The organism is Arthrobacter sp. 10N43 (assembly GCF_056394525.1).
On the sequence record NZ_JBFTIA010000007.1, the window covers coordinates 1 to 25,780 of the forward strand.

Here is a 25,780-nt window from a genome sequence, read left to right on the forward strand (position 1 = left end):
GATGTCGTCCTGGTGGGGCACAGCTACGGCGGAATGGTGGTGGCCGGTGTCGCAGGCCGTGTTCCGGAGCGGATCGCGGGGATCGTGTATGTGGATGCATTCGTCCCAAAGCCGGGGCAGTCCGCCCTGGACATCTTGCCGTCGCTCCGGGACGCCTTTGCGAGCCTGGCTCTGCCCGAGCGTCCATGGCTGTTTGCGCCATTCCCGCTCGAGGCACTCGGAGTCGAGGACCCGCAGGTACGGGAGTGGGCCGCGCCGCTGCTCACACCCATGCTGTGGAAGGCCGTCGACAAAAAGCTTCCCGACGAGGCAGGAGATCTGAGCACCGTGCGAATCGTCTTTGTGCACTGCGCCCGCGGGCAGTTCTTCGATGACACCGCCATCGACTTACGGTCCCAGGGGATCCCCGTCCTGACCCTGGACGAGGGGCACATGGTACACCTCACGAACCCAGGGCGCCTTGCCGCAATGCTCATCGAGGCAGAGCATGAGCTCGGCAGGCTGACGGAGTGAGGTGGTCCCGCTCGTCGTTGAATTCGGTGGACCGGGTGGGCCCTAGAAACACAGGCTGACTCATGACGCGGGTCCGGTCGGGCCCCACAGCGCGCGGTCGCGTGTCGGGAGTCGTGTGGGCGAACAGGCCTCTGGCGTGGGTAAAGACAAAAAAGGACCCCGGGAAATCGTTGATTTCCCGGGGTCCTGATGCGTGCGCGAGGGGGGATTTGAACCCCCACGCCCTTTCGGACACTGGCACCTGAAGCCAGCGCGTCTGCCGTTCCGCCACTCGCGCGCAACTTCTTCCACTCGGATAGGTCCGATTTCCCGGACCGCCAACCTCGTAAAAGCAGCGAGATCAAGCATAACGGACAATTGCCGGAAAACACCAATCGAGCCAGAGCGGCCCCGGATCACGGTCGCTTCCCAGCCAGGCGGGCCCGGTTGCCGAACGTTACGTCGGGCAGCTCCGACAGGGCCGGGCGGGGGATGTCCGCGCACGTCAGGGCGCGGTATGCCCCCATTTGGGCGGCCGCCCGGCGGTGCGCGTTGAGGCCATTCCCAGACACGCCCAGTAGTATCTGATGTAAGAGTGTCTGCTGATCGCGGGCTCGCAAAAGCTGGAAACCGAGTTCCGGAAACGAACGCTGCCCCGCAGCCATCAGGAAAGGAGAGGGACCATGGGATTGCTGGACAAAGTCGAGCGCGGCATCGAAAAGGCCGTCCGCGGAGTCTTCTCCACCGGTTCTCGCGCCCAGGTTGAGCCTGTCGAAATCGCAAGCCGACTCCGCAGCGAGGTGGACAACAAAGCCATCACCATCGCCGCGGGACGCACCCTTGCCCCGAATGTTTTTGACGTGCTTCTTAGCAGTGACGACTTCCAGCGCGCCCAGGAATGGGGCACACCGCTGGCGGAAGAACTGTGCGACGTCGTCATCAACCACGTCCGCAGCCAGGGTTACACCCTCCAGGGGCCGGTCCGGATCAGTTTCCGCCGCGACGAAGAGCACCGCGCCGGGAATTTCGACATCACGTCGCGGACCGAGAAAGCCACCGCCCCTTCCGCCCCGGCCCAGCCGGCAGGCGGCCAAGGCAACCTACCGGCGGCTCCGACGCGCCGGCCGGCACAGCTGCAGCCCGTATTGGACATCGACGGTCAGCGCTACTCGCTGAATGCGCCCTCGATCGTCCTCGGGCGCTCCTCGGAAGCAGACATCCTCATTGACGACACCGGCGTTTCGCGCCGTCACCTGGAAATCCGGACGGGGCCGGGCACAGCCCAGGCGATCGATCTCGGCTCCACGAACGGCAGCTATGTCAACGGCCAAAAGATCGTGGGCAGTTCGGAACTTACTGACGGCGCCACGATCACGATGGGACGGACCAAAATCATCTTCCGCCTACTGACCGCCAACACAGGCGGCCGCGCATGAGCGAACTGACCATCACGGCCCTGCGCTTCGGGTTCCTTATCCTTCTATGGGTGCTGATCTTCAGCATTGTCTCCGCCATGCGCCGCGATCTGATGATCGGCCGTAAGGCAGCCGCCGGGGCTCCCACAGCGCGCCAGGTCCGCAAGAATCCGGCCCTCGCCGAGCCCCCGCCCGCGCCCGTCAAGCAGCAGGCCCGCCAGCTGGTGGTGACCGAGGGTCCGCTTAAGGGCACCACCATCCCCCTCGCGGCGAGCCCCATCCTCCTTGGCCGGGCGCAGGAGGCCACCCTTGTCCTGGAGGACGACTACGCCTCGGGCCGCCACGCCCGCCTGTTTCCGCAGGGCAGCCGCTGGTTCATCGAGGACCTCGGCTCGACTAATGGCACATACCTGGCAGACCAGCAGCTGACCCGGGCACTCCCGGTGGAGCTGAGCGTCCCCGTGAGAATCGGCAAGACGGTCATCGAATTGAGGCCGTAGCCATGGCTGCCCCGGATATTCCCGCAGACAGGGCCGAAGGCAAAACAACTTCCCCGAAGCGGCCGCTCATCATGCGTTATGCCGCGCGATCAGACGTCGGCCGAGTGCGTGCCAAGAATGACGACTCCGCCTACGTTGGCCGGCACCTCGCCGTCGTTGCCGACGGCATGGGCGGCCACGCCGGCGGTGACGTCGCCTCCGCCGCGACCGTTCTGGACATGATCCACCTGGATCATGACGACTACGACGGCGACGCGGGCACCGTCCTTGCGGACGAGATCCAAACGGCCAACTCCCTGCTGTCCGAGCTGGTGCATGTCAATCCCAAACTGGCAGGGATGGGCACCACGGTCACAGCGCTGCTGCTCGCTGAAGGCAAGCTCCACTTCGCCCACATCGGCGACTCCCGGGCCTACCGCCTGCGCGATGGCGAGTTTGAACAGGTCAGCATCGACCACACCTTTGTCCAGCGGCTGATCGACGAAGGCCGGCTGCGCCCCGAAGAGGCCGAAACGCATCCGCACAAGAACGTCCTCATGCGCGTGCTGGGGGACGTCGATGCCAGCCCGGAGCTGGACCTTGACACACTGGACGTCCACGCCGGGGAACGCTGGCTCCTGTGCTCGGACGGCCTGAACTACGTGGCCGGCCACGTCGTGGAACGCACGGTACGGGAGACGAAGGACCTCGCGGAATGCGCCGAGGTCCTGATCGACCTGACCCTGGAGGCCGGTGCCCCGGACAACGTCACTGTGGTGGTGCTCGACATCGCCGAAGAGACGCGCGACGACGTCCGGACCGCCGCCGTCGACGTCATCCCCGCGCCGGCAGCGGCGGCAGCGGCGGCATCGTCGCCCGCGGCATCGGCCGCACCGCCGACCGGCAGCACGATTGGTGCCGCGAAGTCCCCCGGGCCGGGAAAGCCGGAAGACGCCGGCAGTGCCGCCGGAGCTTCTTCCGGGGCTGCGACGCCCCAGACGTCCGCCAAACCTGTCCCCGGCATTCCGGCCGACGGCACGCCGGCTGGTGCCTCCGAGAAGGCTGCCGAAAACAAAGAGCCTGAGACCACCACCGACCCGCACCTGGGCGAACACCTCTCGGCCGAAGTCCTGCGTGAAGAACTCTCCTCCCGCCCGCACGAACTCGTCGGGGCCGCCGCGGCAGCAGCGGATTCGGGGTCCATTCCTTCAATCGCCGGACGCACCGTCGCCCGGCGCGCGGCCACCGTCCTGACGCACAAGTCGGAACAGGCCCGCGAGGACACTGAAGAGGACAGGCCCACCGGCCGCCCGCGCCGATGGCTCACGGTGTCCATCGCCGCCGCGATTGTCGCACTGCTGGGCATCGGACTGTGGCTTGGCTACGCCTGGACCCAGACCCGCTACTACATCGGCGAGCACGATCAACATGTGGCCATCTTCAACGGCGTCTCCCAGCGCCTTGGGCCCATCCAGCTTTCCACCCTTGAAGCGGTGACCGATATCAAGATGTCCGATCTTCCCGAATTTTCCCAGCAGCGCGTTCGTCAGACCGTGCCCGCCCGAGATCTCTACGACGCGCAGCGGATCGTCAAGAATCTCGAGCGCACTGGCACCACCGCCCCGGCCGATGAGTGCCTCACGGCATCGCCAACGGCAACAGCCACCGGCATCACGCCATCCCCGGGCGCCACAGCCACGCCAAGTCCCGCGGCGACGCCAGGTTCCACGGCCTCCCCTGGAACGGCCAAGCCGTCGCCGTCCGCCACCCCGACTACGAATTGCGAGGGGGCCAAATGACAGCCATCGACCCCGTGCCCAAGCCAAGACGAAACGTGGAGCTGGTCCTTCTGGTGCTGGCCCTCGCGGTTGGGATCGGCGCCCAGGCCCTCGTGGGTGTGGACCGGCAGAAAGCGTTCGACACCGACTTCTGGTTCCAGTCCAGCCTGCTGGCAGCAGCCGCCCTCGCCTTCCATGTCGTGCTGCGGATCCGCGCGAAATATGCAGATCCGGTAATACTTCCCCTTGTGGTGGCCCTCAACGGACTGGGCCTGGCCATGATCCACCGGCTAGACCGGGTGGGCGAGGACACCGGAAATAACCAACTGCGCTGGACAGTCGTGGCCATGGCGGTCGCGATCGCGGTCATCTGGTTCCTCAAGGATCACCGGATCCTACGGCGCTTCACCTACATTTCGCTGGCCGTCAGCGCCGTCCTCCTTATCCTGCCGCTCGTTCCCGGCATTTCGGCCGGAGAAGTCCTGGGCGCCAGCGTCTGGATCAAGATCGGGTCCAGCACCTTCCAGCCGGGAGAAATAGCCAAGATCACGCTGGCCATCTTCTTCGCCGGGTACCTGTCCTCGAACCGGGACCTGATCCTGCTCGCCGGCCGCAAGATCGGCCCGCTGCAGTTCCCGCGGTTCAAGGACATGGGCCCCATGATCACCGCCTGGCTCGTGAGCATCGGCGTGCTGGTCTTCCAGCGCGACCTCGGCACCTCGATCCTGTTCTTCGGCCTGTTTCTCGCCATGATCTATGTCGCCACGAGCCGCATCAGCTGGGTCATCATCGGCCTCGTCCTGATTGTGGTGGGCGGCTTCGTGGCAGCCAAAGCGTTCTCGCACGTGGCCCTCCGGATCGACGGCTGGCTCAACGCCTTCACCCCTGAGGTCTACGGCCGGGAGTTCGGCGGCAGCCTCCAAATTGTCGAAGGCCTGTTCGGCATGGCCAACGGCGGCCTGGTCGGCACCGGCCTGGGCCAAGGCCGCCCGAACCTTGTCCCCTTCGCCAACAGCGACATGATCATCGCCTCCTTCGGTGAAGAACTCGGGCTGATCGGCGTCTTCGCGATCGTGCTGATGTACCTGCTGCTGTTCACCCGGGGCTTCCGCGCCGCGCTGGGCACCCGCGACGCGTTCGGCAAGCTGCTCGCGACCGGGCTCTCCTTCGCGATCGCGCTGCAGTGCTTCGTGGTGATCGGCGGCGTGACCCGACTGATCCCGCTGACCGGACTCACCACACCGTTCCTCGCCGCCGGCGGGTCCTCGCTCCTGGCGAACTGGATCATTGTGGGCTTGCTGCTGATGATTTCGCACTCTGCACGAGGTCCGGTGGACACGACGCCGCTGCCGCCCGGCCAGGGAACAGACGCCGGCAGGAAACTCCCCGCAATTCCGTCCAAACCGGCACCTGCCCCCCAAACCAGTCCCGACGCACCCACTGAGGCGGTGAAACAGCTGTGAACCAGGCCATCCGCAATTCATGGATCGCCGCGATCGCGATGTTCGTGCTGGTCTTCGGCGCGCTCAGCTATGTACAGGTGGTTGGCGCCGACGAGCTCAAAGCCAACGCCTGGAACAGGCGCGCCATCTTGCAGAATTACTGCAACGACCGCGGCGCAATCATTGTCGGCGGCACCCCGGTGGCCGAGTCCGTGCCTGCCACGGAGAGCTGCAAATTCCAGCGGACCTACTCCCAGCCTGAGCTCTACGCCGGCATCACCGGTTACTTCTCGAAGAACTACGGCCTCACCGGGCTTGAGAAGTCGATGAACGATGAGCTGGCCGGCAGCTCGGACCAGCAGTTCCTGGACCGCGTGGGCCAGTTGTTCCTCGGCAACCAGCCCAAGGGAGCGTCCGTGGAGCTGACACTGGACCCCAAGATCCAGAAGCTTGCCTACGACCTGATTCCGGACGGCCAGCGCGGGTCCATCGTGGTGACCAACCCGAAGACCGGCGCAATCCTGGCCATGGTCTCCAAACCCTCCTATGACCCCAACCTGATTGCCACCCAGGATGCAGCTGCCGAACAGGCCAACTACACCCAGCTGAACCAGGTTCCCGGGATCAACCTGAACCAGAACGTCAGCGGACCCACGGGCGCATTGCTGGCGCCCGGCTCGGTGTTCAAACTCATCGACACGGCCGCGGCGCTCAACTCGGGCAAGTACAACAAGGACAGCGTCCTGCCCAACCCGGCGGAAATGTCGTTCCCGGGCATCGACTACAAGCTCCCCAACTACGCGGGAGGAAACTGCTACACCCGCAGCACGGCGTCGTTCGCCTTTGCCCTGCAGCAGTCCTGCAACACCCCGTTCGCCAGCATCGCCCGGGACCTGGGACAGAAGTCCATCGCCGACCAGGCGGAGAAATTCGGCTTCGGCCAGGACTTCGGCGGCCAACTCAAGCTGGACAGCGCGCCGAGCTTCTTCCCGACCGAGCCGCTGGACGAGGCCGGACTGGCGCAGTCCTCGATCGGGCAGCGCGACGTCCGCGCCACACCGCTGCAGATCAACACGATGACGGCCGCGATCGCCAACGACGGTGTGCAGATGCAGCCGAACCTGATCAAGGCCGTCCGCGCGCCGGACCTCCGGGCGATCAGCGAGCCGAAGCCCCAGGCCCTGCGCACCGCCACGAGCCCGGAGATCGCACGGCAGATCAACGAGTGGATGGTCAGCGTCGTCGACGACGGCATCGCCAAGAGGGCAGCCGTGCCCGGGGTGCAGGTGGCCGGCAAGACCGGTACCGCCGAACTCGGCAACGGCCTGAACAACTCATGGTTTACCGGGTTTGCCCCGGCAAATGACCCGCAAGTGGCTGTCACCATCGTCATGGAAGGCGTAGACATCACCACTGGCGCAAACCTAACCAGTCCGAACGCGAAGAAGATTTTTGAGGCGGTGTTGAATAAGTGAGGCCTACTTCGGGAATCACCCTCGGCGGCAGATTCCAGCTGACCACGCGCATAGCGATCGGCGGCATGGGAGAAGTCTGGAAAGCCAAAGACCTGATCCTTGGCCGCATCGTCGCCATCAAGGTGCTCAAGGAGGAATACACGGGTGATCCCGGATTCCTGCAGCGCTTCCGCGCCGAGGCCCGCCATACCGCACTCCTGAACCACGTGGGCATCGCCAACGTCTTCGACTACGGCGAAGAGGAGGGTTCTGCCTACCTCGTCATGGAACTGGTTCCGGGGCAGCCGCTGAGCAGCATCATCGAGCACGAGCAGGTGCTGTCCCCCGACCGGACCCTCTCGATGATCGCGCAGACAGCCCGTGCCCTGGCCGTCGCCCACGCCCAGGGCCTCGTGCACCGCGACATCAAACCCGGGAACCTGCTCATCACCCCGGACGGCCGGGTCAAGGTCACCGACTTCGGCATCGCCCGCCTGGCCGACCAGGTTCCGCTGACCCAGACCGGACAGGTCATGGGCACCGCCCAGTACCTGGCACCGGAACAGGCCACGGGCCAGACCGCCACCGGAGCCTCGGACATCTACTCCCTTGGCGTGATCGGCTACGAGTGCCTCACGGGCCACCGGCCGTTCTCCGGGGAATCCCAGATCGCCATCGCCCTGGCCCAGGTCAACGACGCGCCGCCGCCGCTGCCTGACACACTGCCCAGGCCCGTCCGCGCCCTGCTGATGTCCATGCTGGCCAAGGATCCGAAGAACCGCCCGGCTGACGCCATCAAGCTGTCCGAGGCAGCCGAGGCCATCCGCAACGGTGACATCCCCGCCGCGCACGCGGCAGTGCCGGGCATGTTGCTCTTCGAGGCGGCCACCGGACCCATCACGGCCCCCGTGGATGTCCCCACGGCAGCAACCAGCGTCATCGGTTCCAGCGCCGCGGAGGACAAGTCGAGGTCGGCAACGTCTGCGCTGCCCGTCGTCGGCGCGGCCGGCGCGGGTGCGGCGGCTGGCCTGGCGGCCGGTGCTGCCGCCGCCAGTGGCTACGGCGCGCGCAACGCGCTCAACCGCGCAGATGCCCTGGCGGCCGAGCGCAGCTGGGCGCAGGATGAGGAACAGGAAGACTACGACGACGAGCCGGAGGAGGCGCCGAAGCGCCGCGGCCGAAGCCCGTGGACCTGGCCTCTGATTGCCCTGATCCTGCTGGTCGTGTTCGTGCTCGCCGGTGTGGTGCTGAGCCAGGCCGGCAATCTCTTCCCTTCGCAGGCACCGGCCACGACCGGCGCCATCTCCACCTCCGCGAGGCCGAGCAGCGCCACTCCGACGGCGTCCTCCGCGTCGCCGTCGGAGACTCCAACTCCCAGCGCCAGCTCCGCGACACCCACGGAGTCCACGCCGGCTGCCATCAACCTGATCCCGGACGCCTACCTTGGGCGGCCGTACAACGAGGTCCGCAATGAGCTGATCGGCAAGGGCTTGCAAGTCACCGGCGCCGAGGTGGTCAACGACGCGACACCTGGCACGGTCACCAATATTGACCCGTCCGGTCCGGTCCAGCCCGGGACCACCATCACCGTGAGCTACTCCAAGGGCCCGGAAATGGTTTCCGTTCCGTCCATCAAGGCCGGCGCAAGCGAGGGTGAGGTCCAGCAGGCCATCCAGAATGCCGGGCTTCGCTGGGCCAAGGGAGCCGACGTCAGTCCCACGAACAAGAACGAAGATCCGGGCACTTTCGTAAGCTCGGAGCCTCCTTCGGGGAGCAAGGTGGCCTCCGGCAGCGTCGTGACCTATCATCTCGCCAAGGCCTCGGCCACAACTCCTTCCCCTACCAAGTCCGGACCCTAAGCAATCATGAGCAATACACCCCGCACACCGTCGCACAGGGAGGATCGCCCTGTGAACACGCAGCGCGTCCTCAGTGGGCGCTATGAGCTGGGTGAACTGATCGGCCGAGGCGGCATGGCGGACGTGTTCCGCGGCGTCGACACGAGGCTGGGACGCACTGTCGCCGTCAAGCTGCTTCGTCCGGACCTGGCGAGGGATCCCCAGTTCCAGGCACGGTTCAAGCGCGAGGCCCAGGCTGTCGCCGCGCTCAACCATCACTCGATTGTGGCTGTCTTCGACACCGGGGACCATGCGGTCCCCGGTGACCACGACGACAGCGTCCGGGTGCCGTACATCGTGATGGAATACGTTTCCGGCAAGACCATCCGGGACATGGTCAGGGCCAAGGACGTCACGATCGACCAGTCGATCGATTTCACGCTGGGCGTGCTTTCCGCGCTGGATTACAGCCACAAGGCTGGGATTGTGCACCGCGACATCAAGCCCGCCAACGTAATGTTCTGCCCGGATTCGAACAGCATCAAGGTCATGGACTTCGGGATCGCCCGTGCCATCGCTGACTCGTCGGCCACCATGACGCAGACGCAGGCCGTGGTTGGTACCGCCCAGTACCTGTCCCCGGAACAGGCGCGGGGCGAGGCCGTTGACGCGCGCAGCGATCTCTACTCCGCCGGATGCCTCCTGTATGAAATGCTGACCGGCCGGCCCCCCTTTATTGGGGACAGCCCGGTCTCCGTGGCGTACCAGCACGTCCGTGAGATCCCCGAACCGGCCAGCAGCCTCAACCCTGAAGTCTCCGCGGCGCTGGACAGTGTGCTGATGAAGGCCCTGCAGAAGAACCGGGCGGACCGGTTCCAGGACGCAGCCGCTTTCCGCCGTGCCCTGCGGGCCGCCCGCAGCGGGGTCCCCGTGGCCGCGCCGACCGCCAGTGAGGCCCCTACCGACCCCACGAACGCCGTTCCCCGGCACGACGCTTCGGCACCCACGTCGGTATTCTCCCTGACCGGGGCCAAGTTCCTCGACGATACCCCCGGCGGCAGGCTGCGGCCCGCGGAGGAAGAAGCACCGGACGAGGATCCGTTCCTGCTACCCGCCGACACCGAGCTGTATGGCACCGCGGACACCGGAAGCCTGCCCTTGGCGCTGCCGGCCGAACGCGACCACACGCCGGGCCAAAAGTCCCGCCGCCGCACCTGGATCGCGACGTTGGTGGTCCTTACACTGCTGGTGCTGGCCGGGGGCGGTCTGTGGCTATACAGCCTCACCAACCAGGCCCCGCCGCAGGCAACCAAGGTCCTGGTGCCCACCGTGACGTCCTTGACGGAATCAGAGGCCCTGCAAAGGCTCTACAACGCCGGGTTCAAGCCGCAACTCAGCCGGCTGCAGCACCAGACCATCCCGAAGGGCACCGCCATCGGTACGGTGCCGACGTCGGGAAGCTCGATGGACGCCAACTCGGACATCATCCTGAACATTTCCGAGGGGCCCAGCGCCATCACCATCCCCACCGACCTGCCCGGCCGGACGGAGGCGGCGGCCCGCGATCTCCTGCACCAAACGGGACTGACCGGTTCCCTCATCACCAAGATGTCCAACAACCCCACGGTCCCGGTCGGCATCGTCATCACCACGAATCCGGCCCCGGGCCAGGTAGTGGCCGTAGCCGATGCCGTTGAAATCGTCGTGTCCACCGGAAAGGTTGCGGTGCCGCAGGTGATCGGCCTGCCGCTGGCGGAGGCCGAGGCCAAGCTGAAAGAGCAAGGGCTGAAGCTCAACGCCACAGAGGTGGAAAATTCGCAGGTCGGACCGGGAAAGGTCACCGGCCAGGCCGACGCCGCGGATTCGCTCGTGGAGCAGGGCAAAACCATCACCGTGACGGTGGCGAAGGCACCTGCACCGCCGCCCCCGCCATCTCCCACGCCGACTCCGAGCAAGACCACGTCCAAGGAGGAAGCGGTCCTGGGCGGGCTGTTCCCCTGATCCGGGCGGGGCAGCGCGGCCGGGCCTCCTACCGCTGCGCCGGCTGTGCTGTATCTACTGGATCAGTGCTTGATGAGCGGGCTTAGGTCCGCTGCCCGTTCGGCGGCGCCGGCCATGCCGAGCGACTCAAGCCAGTTGCCCAGCATCTGATAGCCGCCCTCGGTCAGGACAGACTCCGGGTGGAACTGCACACCGCACAGCGGCGCGGTGCGGTGCTGCAGGCCCATCACAACACCCGTGCCCGTTTCCGCGGTGATCTCCAGGACCTCCGGGATGCTCTCCCGGACAGCGGCCAGTGAATGGTACCTCGTGGCCGTGAGGGGCGAGGGGAGCCCGGCAAACACACTGGTTCCGTGGTGTTCAACCAGCGAGGTCTTGCCGTGCATCAGCTCGGGAGCGTGCGTGACCGTTCCGCCGTAGGCCTCTGCCAGCGCCTGGTGGCCAAGACACACTCCCAGCATGGGTTTGTCATGGCTGCCGCACCACTTGATCAGCTCAATGCAGACCCCGGCCCCTGCAGGGTTCCCCGGACCGGGAGAGATGAGGACCCCGTCGCGTGCCTCGGCCATTTCGATCGCCTCGGCGAGCGTGACGTCGTCGTTGCGGACCACGGTGGTCTCCGCACCGAGCTCCTGGAGATAGCCCACCAGGGTGTAGACAAAGCTGTCGTAGTTGTCTACGACCAAGATCTTGGTTGTGCTCATGGGTGCTTTGCTGAACCAATCGTTGAATCTGTTAACTGGGTGAATTGCGCCAGCCAGGGAAAAAGGAACTGAACCATCAATACCAGTGCTCCGGCCGCCAGCACCAGCGCAGTCGCAATCTTGAGCCGCAAGGGGCCGGTAAGGCGGCGGAAAAGCCAGGCATACATCCATCAGCCGCCCCCGGCCGCGTCGGCACCGTCAACAGCACATCCGTCCGCGAGGAGAGGACTATCAGGCTGTTCCTGAACACGTAGACATAATAGCCTTCGCGGGTCTGGACGTAGATCCGGTCCCGGGGCAGTGCGGGTTCTCCTTGGGGGCGGATGCGGGGTCCGACGGTGCGGCCTGAACTACAGCTAGAATTGTGCGACAAAAGAATTCAAACTCGACCAAGAGCGTGTTGGCCGCCGGGGCTCAGTTCCTGCAGGATATCAAGCAACGCTGCCGCTCTTGTTCCAGCCCGCCAAGGAGGATCAGTGCCCGAGTCGAAGCCGCGTAAGAGGACTGCCCGTGTGGCGCCGCAGACTTCTGCTGCGCAGGCCTACAAGCCCAACCCGGTCTGGTTCAAGCCCGTCATGTTTGGCTTGATGATCATTGGCCTGCTGTGGATTATCACGTTCTACATCACCGAGGGCGCCTTCCCGGTGCAGGCATGGGCCTCGTGGAACATCGTGGCCGGTTTCGGCATCGCGATCATCGGCTTCCTGATGACCACACGCTGGCGTTCCTGAACCAAGTCCCAGCGACGCAATTCCCTGACGGGCCGGCACACACTGTGTGCCGGCCCGTCAGCGTTAAACCGGCGCTGCTCCCGGCGTTCCCGGCGCTCCGGCGGCCGGTCGTCCGGCGCCGACCGGCGAGGTCTTTGTGACCGATAATGCTGGGAGAGGCTTTACCCCAGCGAAGGATTCCAGATGACCCCGGCAGTAAACGGCTCAACAATAGGCGACGACGGACTGGCACGGCCCGTGTGGGCATCCGTGGATCCCATGCTGCGTGAGTACTACGACACGGAGTGGGGCATGCCCGTCCGGGATGAGCAGGGCCTCTACGAACGGATCAGCCTCGAGGGGTTCCAGGCGGGCTTGTCCTGGGCGACGATCCTGCGCAAGAGGCCCGCATTCCGCGCCGCCTTCAAGGACTTCGACCCGGAACTGGTCGCCCTCTTCACGGACGCCGATGTCGAACGGCTCATGCTCGATGCCGGAATCGTCCGGAACCGGTTGAAGATACAGGCAACCATCACCAACGCCCGGGCCACTCTGGCGATGAGGGACGACGGCGGCCTGGTTGACTTCGTGTGGTCCTTCCAGCCGTCCACAACACCGCGCCCCAGTTCCCTCGACGAAGTCCCCACCACCTCGGCCGAGTCCGTGGCCCTTTCCAAGGCGCTGCGCAAGAAGGGCTTCGCGTTCGTCGGGCCCACCACGATGTTCGCCCTCATGGAGGCTATTGGAATGGTGGACACCCATTTGGTGGACAGCCACCGGCGCGGCACTTCTGGAGTCTGGCAGCACTGACGCCCGCGTGACGGCACGGCGGTTTCGCCGCTCTCGCCTTTATCCACAGCTGTGCACAAGTCTGGGGAAACTTATCCACACTGTTCATAAGTTTCGCTCCAGCCGCGCGTTCCGGGCCCGTTCGACGGCCATGTCGGGGCGCACAGGCGACGGCGGCATTCCCGTCAGGGGTTGAATTACAGCGCTGTAAGTTATTAACAGTGTGGATTGCCTGTGGACAAGTCCCGCTGACCGGCCATCGGGCTGGTGTTTGGCCCCGGGCGCCGCTCTGGGGTCAGGCCCGGCCCCGAACGGAGCGGCCTGGCAGGGCAGGAAAGGCACCGGGGAAGTTGTCCACTTAATAACACTTCACTACCCACACGTTATCCACAGTTGGGGATAACATCCGGGTTTGAGCGGCAGCGAACCCTGCTGTGCCGCCCTAGGCGGGTTTGATTCTCGGTGACACTTGGACCATCAAGTTATTAACACTGTGAATAACCCTGTTGAAACACAGGCGGGCTCCGCTGCACACCCATGCAGCAAGCACAGCCTGTATGGGCGCACTCCAGCCCCAGGCAGGCGCAAGTCCGCTGTGTCGTCAGGGTTGTGCCCGCAGGACGCCAATGCGGTGGCGGGGTGCAAAGGGCAGAGTGCAAAGGGCGGGCCGCCAAGGACAGTGCGTCGAAGCCTGCACGGCCGGGAGCCACGAAAAGACGACGGACGATCACGCCAGACTGTGAAACTTTTCAGCCTCAGCGCCTGAAGTTTTCCACTTACTCACAGGCCAACCCACAGAAGTTATCCACAGGTGTGGAGATCGAGCCGGCAGCCCCGCCCGTGCGCTGCAAAATCGCCAGCCCGGGCTGTCAGATCGGGGATGGGGGCATGAACTACACGCTTGTAAGTTATTAACAATGTGGATAACCCTTGTGGAAAACCCTGGAACCTACACCTGTGGGTTGGGGCGCTGGGGCCAGGCCAGGGGTTTGCACGCAAAAGGGAGCACACCCCGTGGGAACCAAGGGGAGGGTGAGGGGTCCCAGGCAGCAGACTGCGGCTGGAAATATCATGCTGGGAACATCTCGCAGAGGAGAGCTCCAGGAGCGGGCTAGACGGCGGCGCCGGCCATTCGGACGACAGACGCGACGATCACAACGGCAAGGACTCCGACGAGGCCGATGGCCTGCAGCAGGGTCTGCCGGGGGCCGCGCGGGGTGTAGGCGATGACAGCGGCACTCAGCGCACCGGTGACGAGGCCGCCGAGGTGGGCCTGCCAGGCGATCTGGGGGACCATGAAGCCGACGACGCCGTTGATGGCTATCAGGACCAGGAGTTGGCGAACGTCTCCGCCGCGTTGACGCTGGACCACCAGCAGGGCGCCGAACAGTCCGAAGATGGCGCCGGAGGCGCCGACGAGGCCCACGGGGCCGTTCAGGGGATAAACCGGGGTCAGCAGGAGGAAGCCCGCCGAGCCGCCGACGGCCGAGAGCAGGTAGATCGCGAGGAAGCGGGCGTGGCCGAGCAGCGGCTCAAGGATCTGGCCGAAGATCCACAACGTGTACATGTTCAGCACAATGTGGAGCAGGAATCCCTGTGAGTGCAGGAACGCCGAGGTGAGCATCCGCCAGGGTTCACTGTCCGTCAGGGCGGGCGCGTAGGCCAGTTGCTGATAGATCCCGTCATTGGGAACGATCCATTGCAATGCATAGACAAGGGCGCACAGTCCGATGATCACGTAAGTGACCACCGGCTTGCCGGCGGTGACGGCGCCGCCGTAGACGGTCCTGACGGCCGGCGTCGTGCGCTTGGTTTCGTTGACACAGTCAACGCATTGGAATCCGACGGCGGCCGCCCGCTGGCAGTCGGGGCACGCCGGGCGCCCGCACCGCTGGCAGCGCACATAGGCGGGCCGGTCCGGGTGCCTGGGGCATACCGGGACCTCCGCGGACGGCTCAGCCGCCGGAATTCCGTAGCTCATGATGTGGTGCTAGAGCTTTTCGATGTCAATGCTGTTGATGGTGACATCCTCGACGGGACGGTCGCCCATGCCGGTGCGGACGCCCTCGATCGCGTCGACGACCTTCTTGGATTCGTCATCTGCAACTTCACCGAAGATGCTGTGCTTGCCCTGCAGCCAGCCGGTGGGGATGGTGGTGATAAAGAACTGCGAACCGTTGGTGCCGCGGCCCATCTGGACACCGGCGTTGGCCATGGCCAGCTTGTAGGGCTCGTTGAACGTCAGTTCCGGGTGGATTTCGTCGTCGAACTTGTAGCCCGGTCCGCCCGTGCCGCGGCCCAGGGGATCGCCGGCCTGGATCATGAAGTCTTTGATGATGCGGTGGAAGATGGTGCCGTTGTAGAGCGGCGTGCCGGTCTTGTCCTCGCCCGATTCCGGGTGGGTCCAGGCCTTCTCACCGGTGGCCAGCCCGACGAAGTTGTCGACCGTCTTCGGCGCGTGGTTGCCGTAAAGGTTGACGACGATGTCGCCGAGGCTCGTGTGGATGGTGGCTTTTGCTGTTGCGTTGGCAGTCATAGGGCCTATTCTTCCATGACGGCTCTGCCCGTATAGGGCCGCACAGTCAGTTCCGCGCTGGGTGAAATCCACTGGAAATCGGTCTGAAGAATAGCCGGTGCGTTCCTAGACACGTAGGCTAACAGCAGAACCGTCACATTAATCGGGAGGTAGTTGTGAAGAAAACGGATCGTATTGCCCGTGACCTGGAGCAGTCAGTCAGCACTGGAGTAGACAGCGCCAAGGATTGGGCATCCCCGCGGGTTGAGGCTGCCGTGAATTGGGCTGTTCCCCGCCTGCAGCACGGGCTGGATACCGCCTCTCCCAAGATCCAGGAGGGGCTCAAGTCGGCGGCCCACAATCTGGCCGGCAGCGTTGCCACGGTTACCCCGCGCCTTCAGGATGGCCTGGCCCAGCTTGCGCCGAAGATCCATGAGGTCGCGGAAAGCACCCCTCCGCGCTTGCACGACGCTGTGGACAAGGCTGCACCGGTGATCCTCAACGCACGCGACCGGGTGGTTGTCGAGTATCTTCCCAGGCTTTCCGACCAGATCGGGCAGGCTTCCGTGGTTGTCCACCGCACACTGGAAAATGCCCCGGCCCACGTGGACGCCGTTGCACAGAAGCTTGTTGATTCCGGCGTGGTCCACACCGTCCAGGCGCAGGCCGAGACTGCCAAGGGACACGCAAAGAAGGCCGGAAAGAACATCAAGGCGGCCGCCAACGAGGTCAGCAAGACCGCGAATGCCAAGCTAGCCAAGCAGCAGAAACCCAAGCACCGCGGCCTGCTGATTTTCGCCGTCATCGCTGCCGCAGTTGCCGCCGGCGTCGCCGCTTGGAAGGCGTCCCGGCCGGTGGAGGACCCGTGGAAGGTACCGACGCCGGTAACGCCGGCCCCTGCGGCCACCCCTGCCGGCGAAACGCTGAAGGACGCCGCCGACAAGGCCGGCTCCGCAGCAGTTGCTGCTGCGGACTCCGCGGCCGATGCTTCCAAGGATGCAGCCGGTTCCGTGGCTGCTGCCGCGGACAAGGCCACGGAGGCGGCCAAGGATGCTGCCGGCACCGCCGCGGACGCCGCTGCCAAGGTTGCCACCGATGCCAAGACGGCCGTTCGCAACATCGCGGCCAGCCTGAACAACGGCACCGACAAGCCGGCCAAGTAATTCCGGCTGGCACCTGCCGGCCGCGACGGGGCCCTGCCAAGGGCCGATCGGCTGCCGGCAGGTGCCCTGCAACTCTCCCAGGGAGGGATTCCGCCACCGGGCGGGATCCCTCCTTTTGTTCATCCGGCGTACCCGTCGCCGCGCCGCCGTCCGGCTTCAAACGGCAGGCTAGGTGCTAAGTTTGTGGTGATGTCACCCCATAGATCACCCCAGGATGCCATGCTCGTTGTTGCGCCGCCGGCTGTATCTGTTGTGATCCCGGCGTACAACGAGGAAAGCGTCATCCGGCAGTGCCTGATCGCCGCGGTCTACCAGTCAGTGCCAGCCCACGAAATCATTGTCGTGGACAACATGTCCAAGGACCGCACGGCGGAGATCGTGCGGCAGATGCAGCTGGAGTACCCGGAGAGTCCGATCATCCTGCTCAGCCAGGACCGTGAGCAGGGGCTCATCCCGACGCGCAATTTGGGTCTGGACCATGCCACCGGCGATATCCTCGGCAGGATCGACGCCGATTCGGTGCTGGAACCGGACTGGGTGGAGCAAGTCCAGGAAGCGTTCGCTGACGAATCCGTCCACGCTGCGACCGGCCCGGTGGTCTACTACGACATGCCCCTGCGCCGGTTCGGGCTCAAAGCAGACGACAGGATGCGCCAGCTGATGCTCAGGCTGGCCAAGCACCAGTATCACTTTCTTTTCGGCTCCAACATGGCGCTCCGCCGCTCTGCCTGGGAAGCCATCCGTGCAGAATCCTGCCGGGACGAGCGGGACGAGATGCACGAGGACATTGATCTGTCGCTGCATTTGGCCGAGCACGAGCTCCGGATCCAGTACTGGCCGCAGATGGTCTCGGGGATGTCAGCCCGGCGGCTGGAGGACTCGCCGCGGGACTACCGGTACTACGTGACGCGCTTTGACCGCACGTACAAGGCTCACAACGTCAAGAAGATGGCCTTGAAGGCACCCATGGTTGTCTTCTTCTCGGTTTATTTCCCGGCGAAACTGCTCCGCGCCATCCACACGGTCAACACTGCCCAGCCGGCCCGCCGCGGCGGCCAATAACAGCGGCTTAGTCGGTGCCGAGCTCCGCCAGCCGCTCCGGACCGGCCCCCTCGGCTGTGCGCCCCTTTGCCGCGCCCCTGGCGGAACCTGAGCCCCGCTGGCCCAGCAGCACGACGGCGAGCCCCACCAGGATCATCGCCAGTCCGGCGTAGGTTCCGGCCGGCAGCGTCTCGCCCAGGAACGCCGCGGCCAGGAGCGCCGCGCCCGGTATTTCCAGCAGGATGATCATGGAGACGAGCAGCGGGCTCATGGTCGCCAGCAAGTGGTTGAAGGCTGTGTGCCCCACCAGCTGTGCGCACACAGTGATGGCCAGGATTCCCAGCCAGCCGCCGGATTCGAACCCTGCCAGCGGCGCCCCAACGAACAGCGCCAGGACCGCCACAATCGCGGCGCACATGCCGTAGCACAGGGTGGTGTAGACGCCGGTGCCCATGCTCTGCCGCGCCTTGCCTCCCGCGAGCGTGTAGATGCCCGCCAGGGCTCCGCCGGCGACCGCCAGGAGATCGCCCACGAGCGCCCCGGGCGAGGTGCCCATATCAAACCCGGTGATCGTCACGACACCGCCGAAAGCGAGCCCCAGCCCCACCAGGACCGGCCAGCGGAGCCGGACTCCCCGGAAGAGCTGGAAGATCGCGATCCAGCCGGACTGCAGGCACACAAGTGCCGTCGCCGCCGCGACCGACGTCAACTGCAGGGAGGTGATGAAGCAGGCAAAGTGCAGGGCCAGGGCCGCCGCCGCGGCGAGCGACCAGCGGAACTCGGCTCCGGTGACGCTTGTGAACTGACGCGGATTGCGGACCACCACCGGGCCAGCCATCACGACTGCTCCAATGGCGTTGCGCCAGAAGGCAATGGCGAGGGCGCTGACCGATGTGGCACCCAGTGTGGCGGCGATGAGGGGCCCGGAGGACGCCACGCCAAGTACGCCTACGGCCGCGAGGAAGAAGTTCACGCTCCAACACTAATGGGACGGACCTCGGCGCCCTTACCGCGGTCTGGACCTATGCCGTGCCGATAGCTGTGCCTATGCCTTGACCGGCGTATGGCCCGGTGCCAACCTTAAGTCGCGGTCTCACATCCCGATCTCGCCATTATCGAAGAAGGAGACCATCATGGCGTCAATGATTCGCAAGAGCCTGGACGAACCAGAAGAATCACGTCCTGTAGCCCAAGGCATGGGCCGGGTGGACCTCGTCAACCTCGACTCCGGCCCCGTTGGGCGGGCCACGTTCCTTCCGGGCTGGAAATGGTCGGATCACGTCAAGCCGATCGCCAAGACGGACAGCTGCATGGCCAGCCACATCGGGTACACGATTTCCGGCCGCATCAAGGTGGTCATGGACGACGGCGAAGAACTCGAATTCGGTCCCGGCGACTTCGGCGTCATCCCGCCGGGGCATGACGCCTGGGTGCTCGGCGACGAGCCGTATGTGTACATCGACTGGCAAGGGATGGCCGACTACGCCAAACCGAAGGAGTGAGGGGACAGGCTCCTGCCGTGCCCGCCGCGCATGCAAACAGCGCAGACTAAAATGGCATGCAAAAAGCCCCGGACCGCGTTTCCGCGGTCCGGGGCTTATTCTATGGTGGAGGCACGGGGACTCGAACCCCGAACCCCCTGCTTGCAAAGCAGGTGCGCTACCAATTGCGCCATGCCCCCATAAGAAGCAACCCGTCAATCATACCCTAGGACCGGAGCGCTGATCTCCAGCGTCCAGCCCCAGGCTCCGGGCTAGTCAACCGTATCGGTTGAATTGCTCCAGATCACTTTCCGGGCTTCGGATTCCTGCACTTTCCTGTAGAGGAGGACGCCTGCGACCGTGGCTGCGATAACCAGCAACTTCTTCACATGCACCCCGTTCCGGTTCAGTCTTCGACGAACCTTCACTAACCTCTGCCAGAACCAGTACAGGTTCCGTGGGCGTACCAGGACTTGAACCTGGGACCTCTTCGTTATCAGCGAAGCGCTCTAACCGCCTGAGCTATACGCCCCGATGCCTCATCGGGCCGAGATATGACTGTACAGCACATCCCGGCCCGATCTCAAATCGAGGCTTTTTCCCGCGGAATTCCGGGGAAAAGTACGGGAATTAGTCGTCCGTGAGGGTCACGCCGATGCCGCCCACGAGCGTCGCGGCAATGTTGTACAGCACCGCGGAAAGCATCGACAGGGCGGTGAGCAGCACCACGTTGATCACGGCGATGATGGTCGCGAAGGACGCCACCTGTCCCAGGGATGCCACCTTCTTCAATTCAAAACCGCCGCCCTCGGAGCCGGCGAGGGTCCCCAGCAGGCTGTCCACCTGGTCAAAGATCCCGGTCAGGTCCAGGACGGTCCAGAGCACGATCGCCGCCACGACGGTGACGATGCCCAGGGCCACAGAGAGCAGGAAGGCCATCTTCAGCACGGACCAGGGGTCCACCTTGCTGACCAGCAGCCTGGCACGGCGCACCTTGGCCTTGGGTGCCGGCTTGATCAGCCCGCCCTGTCCGCCCGCCTGGGCGGGGCGCTGGCCCGGAACAGCGGGGCGTTGTCCGGGGACCGTGGGGCGCTGGCCGGGGGCGGGGGGACGCTGTCCCGTTCCGTTGGCTGCGCCGGACACGCCGGGGCGCTGCTGCGGACGCGAGGGGGCGCCTACGCGCGGCGCAGCGGCGGGTTGCCGCACCCCGCCCGGCGCGCCGCTGCTCGGCTTGGGATATGAGTCGGAATTACTCACTCGTTACCTCCGGTGTTGTCTTCGTCCAGCTCGGCATTGCCTGATGACTCATCTGACTCCGGGGCCGGTACTGATTCTGCCGTTGCGGACTCGTCCTGCTGTCCGCCATCTTCAGCCAACGTTACGTCATCCGACGAGGAAGCCCGATTTTCTGCGTCCTCACCCGCCGCTTCGCCGTCGGCCAAGTCCTCGCTTTCCAGCCCGCGTTCGCTGTTGCGTGCAACGGCGATGATGCGGTCGTTCTTGTCCGGCTTGGCAAAGATCACGCCCATGGTGTCGCGGCCCTTGGCCGGCACACCGGTGACCGAAGAGCGGACCACCTTGCCGCCCTCCATGACCACCAGGACTTCGTCCTCTTCCTGGACAATGAGGGCGCCCACGAGGTGCCCGCGTTCTTCCTGGTACTTGCCGACCTTGATGCCGAGACCGCCGCGGCCCTGGAGCCGGTATTCCTCCACAGCGGTCCGCTTGGCGAATCCGCCCTCGGTGACGATGAAGACGAACGAGCCGTCCTTGACAACGTCGGCCGCGAGCAGTTCATCGTCCTCCCGGAACTTCATGCCCGTCACACCGGAGGTGGCGCGGCCCATCGGGCGCAGCGCATCATCTGTCGCGGTGAAACGGACGGACTGGCCCTTGCGGGAGACCAGCATGAGGTCGTCGGTTTCGGAGACCAGCTGGGCCGAGACGAGTTCGTCGCCGTCGCGCAGGTTGATCGCGATCACGCCGGCGGACCGGTTGGTGTCGTAGTCCTCCAGCCGGGTCTTCTTGACCAGGCCGCGCTTGGTGGCGAGCACCAGGTACGGGGCGTGCTGGTAGTCCCGAAGGTCCAGCACCTGGGCGATGTGCTCATCCGGCTGGAAGGCCAGCAGGTTGGCCACGTGCTGGCCCTTGGCGTCGCGTCCGGCTTCGGCGAGCTCGTAGGCCTTGGCCCGGTAGACGCGTCCGAGGTTCGTGAAGAAGAGCAGCCAGTGGTGCGTGGTGGTGACGAAGAAGTGCTCGACGACGTCGTCGCCGCGCAGCTGGGCGCCCTTGATGCCCTTGCCGCCGCGCTGCTGGGAGCGGTAGTTGTCGCTGCGGGTGCGCTTGACGTATCCGCCGCGGGTAATGGTGACCACCATTTCCTCTTCGGGGATCAGGTCCTCCATCGACATGTCGCCGTCGAATCCCATGAGCACCTTGGTGCGGCGGTCATCGCCGTGCTTGGCGACGATTTCGGCCAGTTCGGTGCTGATGATCTCGCGCTGGCGCTCTTCGGAGGCCAGGATCGAGTTGTACTCGGCGATCAGGGCCTCAAGCTCGGCATGGCGGTCCTGGATCTTCTGGCGTTCCAGCGCCGCAAGCCGGCGCAGCTGCATGTCCAGGATGGCCCTGGCCTGCAGCTCGTCGATGTCGAGCAGTTGCATGAGGCCGTCGCGTGCGGCCTCGGTGGTGTTGGAGGCGCGGATGAGGGCGATGACCTCGTCGAGCATGTCCAGCGCCTTGAGCAGGGCGCGGAGGATGTGCGCTTCCTCCTCCGCCTTCCGCAGCCGGTACCGGGTGCGGCGGGCAATGACGTCCATCTGGTGCGTGACCCAGTGCCGGATGAACGCGTCCAGGCTCAGCGTGCGCGGCACGCCGTCGACAATCGCGAGCATGTTGGCGGCGAAGTTGTCCTGCAGCTGGGTGTGCTTGTAGAGGTTGTTCAGCACCACCTTGGCCACGGCGTCGCGCTTGAGCACAATCACCAGGCGCTGGCCCGTGCGGCCCGAGGTCTCATCGCGGAGGTCGGCGATGCCGGAAATCTTGCCGTCCCTGACCAGTTCGGCGATCTTGATGGCCAGGTTGTCCGGGTTTGCCTGGTAGGGCAGCTCGGTGACCACCAGGCATGTGCGGCCCTGGAGTTCCTCGACGCTGACCACGGCGCGCATGGTGATGGAACCGCGGCCGGTGCGGTAGGCATCCTCGATGCCCTTGTGGCCGAGGATCGTGGCGCCGGTCGGGAAGTCCGGTCCCTTGATGCGCAGGAGGAGTTCTTCGAGCAGTTCCTCGCGGGTGGCCGTCGGGTTCGCGAGGTACCACTGGACGCCGTCGGCTACTTCGCGGAGGTTGTGCGGCGGAATGTTGGTGGCCATGCCGACGGCGATGCCCGAGGAGCCGTTGACCAGCAGGTTGGGGAACCGCGCCGGCAGGATGGTGGGTTCCTGGTTCTTGCCGTCGTAGTTGTCCTGGAAGTCGACGGTTTCCTCGTCGATGTCCCGGACCATTTCCATGGCCAGCGGGGCCATCTTGGTTTCGGTGTACCGCGGGGCGGCAGCGCCGTCGTTGCCGGGCGAACCAAAGTTGCCCTGGCCCAGTGCCAGCGGGTAACGCATGGTCCAGTCCTGGATCAGGCGGACCAGGGCATCGTAGATCGCGGTGTCACCGTGCGGGTGGTACTGGCCCATGACCTCGCCCACCACACGGGCGCATTTGTTGAAAGAGCGGTCGGGGCGGTAGCCGCCGTCGAACATCGCGTAGAGCACGCGGCGGTGGACGGGCTTGAGGCCGTCGCGGACATCCGGCAGGGCGCGGCCCACGATCACGGCCATGGCGTAGTCGAGGTAGGATCGCTGCATTTCGGTCTGCAGGTCCACCTGCTCGACGCGGTCGGTCAGTACGTCGCCGTCGAGGATGGCGCCTTCAAGGACGGGCTCGGAGCCGGCCGGCACCTCGGGTGTTTCGTCACTCATAGTCTATATTTTCCGTTTCAGGTATATATCAGTCCGGGCATATTCGGGGCGTGGAAGCCCGCTAGATGTCCAGGAACCGAACGTCCTTGGCGTTCTGCTGAATGAAGTTTCGGCGCGATTCAACGTCCTCGCCCATCAGGACAGAGAAGATCTGGTCCGCCGCCAGGGCATCGTCCATCGTGACCTGCAGCAGGGTCCGGTGGTCCGGGTCCATGGTGGTGTCCCACAGTTCCGTGTAGTCCATTTCACCGAGGCCCTTGTAGCGCTGGATGCCGTTGTCCTTGGGAATACGGCGGCCGGCGGCCGCGCCCGAGAGCAGCTTCGCGTCACGTTCACGGTCGCTGTAGACGTAATCGTGCGGCGCATTGGACCACTTGATCCGGTACAGCGGCGGCTGTGCCAGGTAGACGTAGCCGTTTTCGATCAGGGGGCGCATGTAGCGGAACAGCAGCGTCATCAGCAGGGTCGTGATGTGCTGGCCGTCGACGTCGGCATCGGCCATGAGCACGATCTTGTGGTAGCGCAGCTTGGCGAGGTCGAAGTCCTCGCCAATCCCGGTGCCGAAGGCCGTGATCATGGACTGGACCTCGGCATTGCCCAGCGCCTTGTCCAGGCGGGCCCGTTCCACGTTCAGGATCTTGCCGCGCAGCGGCAGGATGGCCTGGGTCTCCGGGTTGCGGCCTCGCTTGGCGGAACCGCCGGCCGAGTCACCCTCCACGATGTAGACCTCGCACAGTTCCGGGTTCTTCGAGGAGCAGTCAGAGAGCTTGCCGGGCATGCCGAAGGATTCCAGCGGGCTCTTGCGGCGGGCGTTGTCCCGGGCCTTCCGCGCGGCCATGCGTGCCTGGGCTGCCGAGATGGCCTTGCGGATGACGTCCCGGGCGGGGCCGGGGTTGCGTTCGAGCCAGTCGCCGAGCCCGTCGGTGACCACGCGCTGGACAAAGCCCTTGACCTCGGAGTTACCGAGCTTGGTCTTGGTCTGGCCCTCGAACTGTGGCTCGGAGAGCTTCACGGAAATGACAGCCGTCAGTCCCTCGCGGATGTCGTCTCCGGTGAGGTTGTCTTCCTTTTCCTTGATGATGTTCTTCTCCCGCGCATAGCGGTTGATGAGCGAGGTCATCGCGGCGCGGAAGCCCTCTTCGTGGGTGCCACCTTCGTGCGTGTTGATCGTGTTGGCGTAGGTGTGGACGCTCTCGGAGTACGCGTTGGTCCACTGCATCGCCATTTCCAGGGCAATGTGCCGTTCGGTGTCCTCGGTCTCGAAGGCGATGACGTCCTCGTGGACCACATCAACCTTCTTGCCGGAGTTCAGGTGCTTGACGTAGTCCAGCAGGCCGTCGTCGTACTGGTACACCACGGTGTGGAATTCCGCCGGGACCTCACCTTCGGTGGGCACGGTGTCCAGGTCCAGGTCGTCGTCCTCGGACGGGTCCGCCGGATCGCTCCGCTCGTCGGTCAGCGTGATGCGCAGTCCCTTGTTGAGGAAGGCCATCTGCTGGAAACGGGCACGCAGGGTTTCGAAATCGAAATAGGTGGTCTCGAAAATGCTGGCGTCCGGGTAGAACGTCTGCGTGGTGCCGGTCTCGGAGGTCTCCTCGCCCTGGACCAGACCGCCCTGGGGCTTGCCGCCGTCGGCGAAGGACATCCGCCAGACATGTCCCTGGCGGCGAACCTCGGTGTCGACACGGCTGGAGAGCGCGTTGACCACGGAGATGCCGACACCGTGGAGGCCACCGGAGACGGCGTAGCCGCCGCCGCCGAATTTGCCGCCGGCGTGCAGGATCGTCATGACGACCTCCACCGTGGGCTTGAGCTCGGTGGGGTGCATGTCCACGGGGATGCCGCGGCCGTTGTCGACCACCTTGACCCCGCCGTCGGCCTGCAGCACGATCTCGATGTGCGTGCAGTAGCCGGCCAGGGCCTCGTCCACCGAGTTATCCACCACCTCGTAGACCAGGTGGTGCAAACCGCGGGGTCCGGTGGAGCCGATGTACATGCCGGGACGTTTCCGGACAGCTTCCAGGCCTTCAAGTACGGTGATGTCGCTGGCGCCGTATTCGCGCGTTGTCGCGGTCCCGGACGACGCCGCCGCCTCTGGCACTACCGCTTCCGCTACGTCTTCCACTGCCGGGATCTCTGCATTGTCGTTAGCCACAGGCGCTTTCGACTCCTCTATGTTCGTTGAAGGCCGGCCCTTGCCTCTTCCGTGGAAAAGGGTCCTGCCAACAGGCACGTCACTGACGGCGCCGGCGTGTTCCGCTGACATGGGATCCCGTCCGCCGCACGCCGAAATTGCGTCGGAAACGGACTCAGTCAACGCTTCACCGGCGCCCAGTTATCTACATCGATTCTATCGTGTTATAGGACCCAAACCCGCATTCCAGGGCCCCAAACGGGCGGGAAAGTGCCGCTGGGAGGCCGCTGGCTCCCCCTGCAAGGCATTCAGGGTCCAGCCCTAGGGTTCCTATACGGCTCCCGGGCGTTCGAGCGCCCTACACGCCGTTCGCGGA

General features: G+C 65.2%; 21 protein-coding genes and 3 tRNA genes. 13 read left to right on the top strand and 11 right to left on the bottom strand.

Going from position 1 to position 25,780, the window contains the following annotated elements:
• The coding region (locus tag AC1DDO_RS14825; RefSeq protein ID WP_476972178.1) for an alpha/beta fold hydrolase at positions 1-513 on the top strand (513 nt) is incomplete at its 5' end.
• A 194-nt stretch (positions 514-707) separates the two neighbouring features.
• Here AC1DDO_RS14825 and AC1DDO_RS14830 read toward each other — a convergent pair.
• Positions 708-790, bottom strand: a tRNA-Leu gene (locus tag AC1DDO_RS14830).
• A 385-nt stretch (positions 791-1,175) separates the two neighbouring features.
• On the opposite strand from AC1DDO_RS14830, the gene AC1DDO_RS14835 reads away from it, so the two are divergent.
• Genes AC1DDO_RS14835 through pknB form a run of 7 tightly spaced genes read left to right on the top strand, consistent with a single transcriptional unit; the run spans position 1,176 to position 10,899 of the window.
• Positions 1,176-1,928 carry an FhaA domain-containing protein gene (locus tag AC1DDO_RS14835; protein ID WP_476972179.1) on the top strand — a complete coding sequence of 251 codons (753 nt, stop codon included), beginning with the start codon at positions 1,176-1,178 and terminating at the stop codon, positions 1,926-1,928.
• On the top strand, positions 1,925-2,407 hold the full coding sequence (locus AC1DDO_RS14840) for an FHA domain-containing protein FhaB/FipA (RefSeq protein ID WP_441409146.1): 483 nt from the start codon (positions 1,925-1,927) through the stop codon (positions 2,405-2,407). Before AC1DDO_RS14835 ends, AC1DDO_RS14840 begins: the two co-directional genes overlap by 4 nt.
• A gap of 2 nt (positions 2,408-2,409) precedes the next feature.
• Positions 2,410-4,185 carry a PP2C family protein-serine/threonine phosphatase gene (locus AC1DDO_RS14845; protein WP_476972180.1) on the top strand — a complete coding sequence of 592 codons (1,776 nt, stop codon included), beginning with the start codon at positions 2,410-2,412 and terminating at the stop codon, positions 4,183-4,185.
• Positions 4,182-5,627 carry an FtsW/RodA/SpoVE family cell cycle protein gene (locus AC1DDO_RS14850; protein ID WP_476867830.1) on the top strand — a complete coding sequence of 482 codons (1,446 nt, stop codon included), beginning with the start codon at positions 4,182-4,184 and terminating at the stop codon, positions 5,625-5,627. The genes AC1DDO_RS14845 and AC1DDO_RS14850 overlap by 4 nt, the downstream gene beginning before the upstream one ends.
• Positions 5,624-7,081, top strand: a complete 1,458-nt coding sequence (locus AC1DDO_RS14855) for a peptidoglycan D,D-transpeptidase FtsI family protein (protein WP_441409149.1) — start codon at positions 5,624-5,626, stop codon at positions 7,079-7,081. Before AC1DDO_RS14850 ends, AC1DDO_RS14855 begins: the two co-directional genes overlap by 4 nt.
• Positions 7,078-8,919, top strand: coding sequence for a protein kinase domain-containing protein (locus tag AC1DDO_RS14860; RefSeq protein ID WP_441409150.1), 1,842 nt, complete (start codon positions 7,078-7,080; stop codon positions 8,917-8,919). Before AC1DDO_RS14855 ends, AC1DDO_RS14860 begins: the two co-directional genes overlap by 4 nt.
• 6 nt (positions 8,920-8,925) lie before the next feature.
• Complete coding sequence (pknB, locus tag AC1DDO_RS14865; protein ID WP_476972181.1) at positions 8,926-10,899, top strand: Stk1 family PASTA domain-containing Ser/Thr kinase; 1,974 nt, start codon at positions 8,926-8,928, stop codon at positions 10,897-10,899.
• 62 nt (positions 10,900-10,961) lie between these two features.
• Here the strand turns inward: pknB and AC1DDO_RS14870 are convergent, their stop codons facing one another.
• Complete coding sequence (locus AC1DDO_RS14870; protein WP_028278232.1) at positions 10,962-11,603, bottom strand: anthranilate synthase component II; 642 nt, start codon at positions 11,601-11,603, stop codon at positions 10,962-10,964.
• A gap of 476 nt (positions 11,604-12,079) precedes the next feature.
• On the opposite strand from AC1DDO_RS14870, the gene AC1DDO_RS14875 reads away from it, so the two are divergent.
• Positions 12,080-12,334, top strand: a complete 255-nt coding sequence (locus AC1DDO_RS14875) for a cell division protein CrgA (RefSeq protein WP_390201411.1) — start codon at positions 12,080-12,082, stop codon at positions 12,332-12,334.
• 183 nt (positions 12,335-12,517) lie between these two features.
• Positions 12,518-13,123 (top strand): DNA-3-methyladenine glycosylase I, encoded by a 606-nt coding sequence (locus AC1DDO_RS14880; RefSeq protein ID WP_476867833.1) that lies wholly within the window; start codon positions 12,518-12,520, stop codon positions 13,121-13,123.
• Between the two features lie 1,090 nt (positions 13,124-14,213).
• Here AC1DDO_RS14880 and AC1DDO_RS14885 read toward each other — a convergent pair.
• Positions 14,214-15,083, bottom strand: a complete 870-nt coding sequence (locus AC1DDO_RS14885; protein WP_441409154.1) for a rhomboid family intramembrane serine protease — start codon at positions 15,081-15,083, stop codon at positions 14,214-14,216.
• Positions 15,084-15,092: 9 nt separating this feature from the next.
• Positions 15,093-15,638 (bottom strand): peptidylprolyl isomerase, encoded by a 546-nt coding sequence (locus AC1DDO_RS14890; RefSeq protein WP_476867835.1) that lies wholly within the window; start codon positions 15,636-15,638, stop codon positions 15,093-15,095.
• A gap of 155 nt (positions 15,639-15,793) precedes the next feature.
• On the opposite strand from AC1DDO_RS14890, the gene AC1DDO_RS14895 reads away from it, so the two are divergent.
• Positions 15,794-16,780 (top strand): hypothetical protein, encoded by a 987-nt coding sequence (locus AC1DDO_RS14895; RefSeq protein WP_476972182.1) that lies wholly within the window; start codon positions 15,794-15,796, stop codon positions 16,778-16,780.
• A gap of 189 nt (positions 16,781-16,969) precedes the next feature.
• Positions 16,970-17,842 carry a glycosyltransferase family 2 protein gene (locus AC1DDO_RS14900; protein WP_476972183.1) on the top strand — a complete coding sequence of 291 codons (873 nt, stop codon included), beginning with the start codon at positions 16,970-16,972 and terminating at the stop codon, positions 17,840-17,842.
• A gap of 7 nt (positions 17,843-17,849) precedes the next feature.
• Here the strand turns inward: AC1DDO_RS14900 and AC1DDO_RS14905 are convergent, their stop codons facing one another.
• Positions 17,850-18,794 (bottom strand): DMT family transporter, encoded by a 945-nt coding sequence (locus AC1DDO_RS14905; RefSeq protein ID WP_476972184.1) that lies wholly within the window; start codon positions 18,792-18,794, stop codon positions 17,850-17,852.
• Positions 18,795-18,954: 160 nt separating this feature from the next.
• Between AC1DDO_RS14905 and AC1DDO_RS14910 the strand changes: the two genes are divergently transcribed.
• Positions 18,955-19,323 (top strand): cupin domain-containing protein, encoded by a 369-nt coding sequence (locus AC1DDO_RS14910; protein ID WP_441409159.1) that lies wholly within the window; start codon positions 18,955-18,957, stop codon positions 19,321-19,323.
• A 103-nt stretch (positions 19,324-19,426) separates the two neighbouring features.
• Here AC1DDO_RS14910 and AC1DDO_RS14915 read toward each other — a convergent pair.
• The 6 genes from AC1DDO_RS14915 to gyrB form a co-directional block, all read right to left on the bottom strand.
• Positions 19,427-19,502 (bottom strand) — tRNA-Ala (locus AC1DDO_RS14915).
• A gap of 72 nt (positions 19,503-19,574) precedes the next feature.
• Entirely contained in the window at positions 19,575-19,730 is a 156-nt protein-coding gene (locus tag AC1DDO_RS14920) for a DLW-39 family protein (protein WP_441409160.1), read from the bottom strand.
• A 30-nt stretch (positions 19,731-19,760) separates the two neighbouring features.
• Positions 19,761-19,834, bottom strand: a tRNA-Ile gene (locus tag AC1DDO_RS14925).
• 98 nt (positions 19,835-19,932) lie between these two features.
• Positions 19,933-20,559 carry a DUF3566 domain-containing protein gene (locus AC1DDO_RS14930; RefSeq protein ID WP_476972185.1) on the bottom strand — a complete coding sequence of 209 codons (627 nt, stop codon included), beginning with the start codon at positions 20,557-20,559 and terminating at the stop codon, positions 19,933-19,935.
• Positions 20,556-23,270 (bottom strand): DNA gyrase subunit A, encoded by a 2,715-nt coding sequence (gyrA, locus tag AC1DDO_RS14935; protein WP_476972186.1) that lies wholly within the window; start codon positions 23,268-23,270, stop codon positions 20,556-20,558. Before gyrA ends, AC1DDO_RS14930 begins: the two co-directional genes overlap by 4 nt.
• Before the next feature lie 61 nt (positions 23,271-23,331).
• Positions 23,332-25,425: a DNA topoisomerase (ATP-hydrolyzing) subunit B gene (gyrB, locus tag AC1DDO_RS14940; protein WP_476972187.1), complete on the bottom strand. Its 2,094-nt coding sequence runs from the start codon at positions 25,423-25,425 to the stop codon at positions 23,332-23,334.
• Between the last annotated feature and the right edge of the window lie 355 nt (positions 25,426-25,780).

Excerpts from the sequence above, each read along its gene's own strand:
- AC1DDO_RS14835 (WP_476972179.1), top strand. The coding sequence starts at position 1,176 with ATGGGATTGCTGGACAAAGTCGAGCGCGGCATCGAAAAGGCCGTCCGC.
- AC1DDO_RS14840 (WP_441409146.1), top strand. The coding sequence starts at position 1,925 with ATGAGCGAACTGACCATCACGGCCCTGCGCTTCGGGTTCCTTATCCTT.
- AC1DDO_RS14845 (WP_476972180.1), top strand. The coding sequence starts at position 2,410 with ATGGCTGCCCCGGATATTCCCGCAGACAGGGCCGAAGGCAAAACAACT.
- AC1DDO_RS14850 (WP_476867830.1), top strand. The coding sequence starts at position 4,182 with ATGACAGCCATCGACCCCGTGCCCAAGCCAAGACGAAACGTGGAGCTG.
- pknB (WP_476972181.1), top strand. The coding sequence starts at position 8,926 with ATGAGCAATACACCCCGCACACCGTCGCACAGGGAGGATCGCCCTGTG.
- AC1DDO_RS14870 (WP_028278232.1), bottom strand. The coding sequence starts at position 11,603 with ATGAGCACAACCAAGATCTTGGTCGTAGACAACTACGACAGCTTTGTC.
- AC1DDO_RS14880 (WP_476867833.1), top strand. The coding sequence starts at position 12,518 with ATGACCCCGGCAGTAAACGGCTCAACAATAGGCGACGACGGACTGGCA.
- AC1DDO_RS14885 (WP_441409154.1), bottom strand. The coding sequence starts at position 15,083 with ATGAGCTACGGAATTCCGGCGGCTGAGCCGTCCGCGGAGGTCCCGGTA.
- AC1DDO_RS14890 (WP_476867835.1), bottom strand. The coding sequence starts at position 15,638 with ATGACTGCCAACGCAACAGCAAAAGCCACCATCCACACGAGCCTCGGC.
- AC1DDO_RS14900 (WP_476972183.1), top strand. The coding sequence starts at position 16,970 with ATGTCACCCCATAGATCACCCCAGGATGCCATGCTCGTTGTTGCGCCG.
- AC1DDO_RS14910 (WP_441409159.1), top strand. The coding sequence starts at position 18,955 with ATGGCGTCAATGATTCGCAAGAGCCTGGACGAACCAGAAGAATCACGT.
- gyrA (WP_476972186.1), bottom strand. The coding sequence starts at position 23,270 with ATGAGTGACGAAACACCCGAGGTGCCGGCCGGCTCCGAGCCCGTCCTT.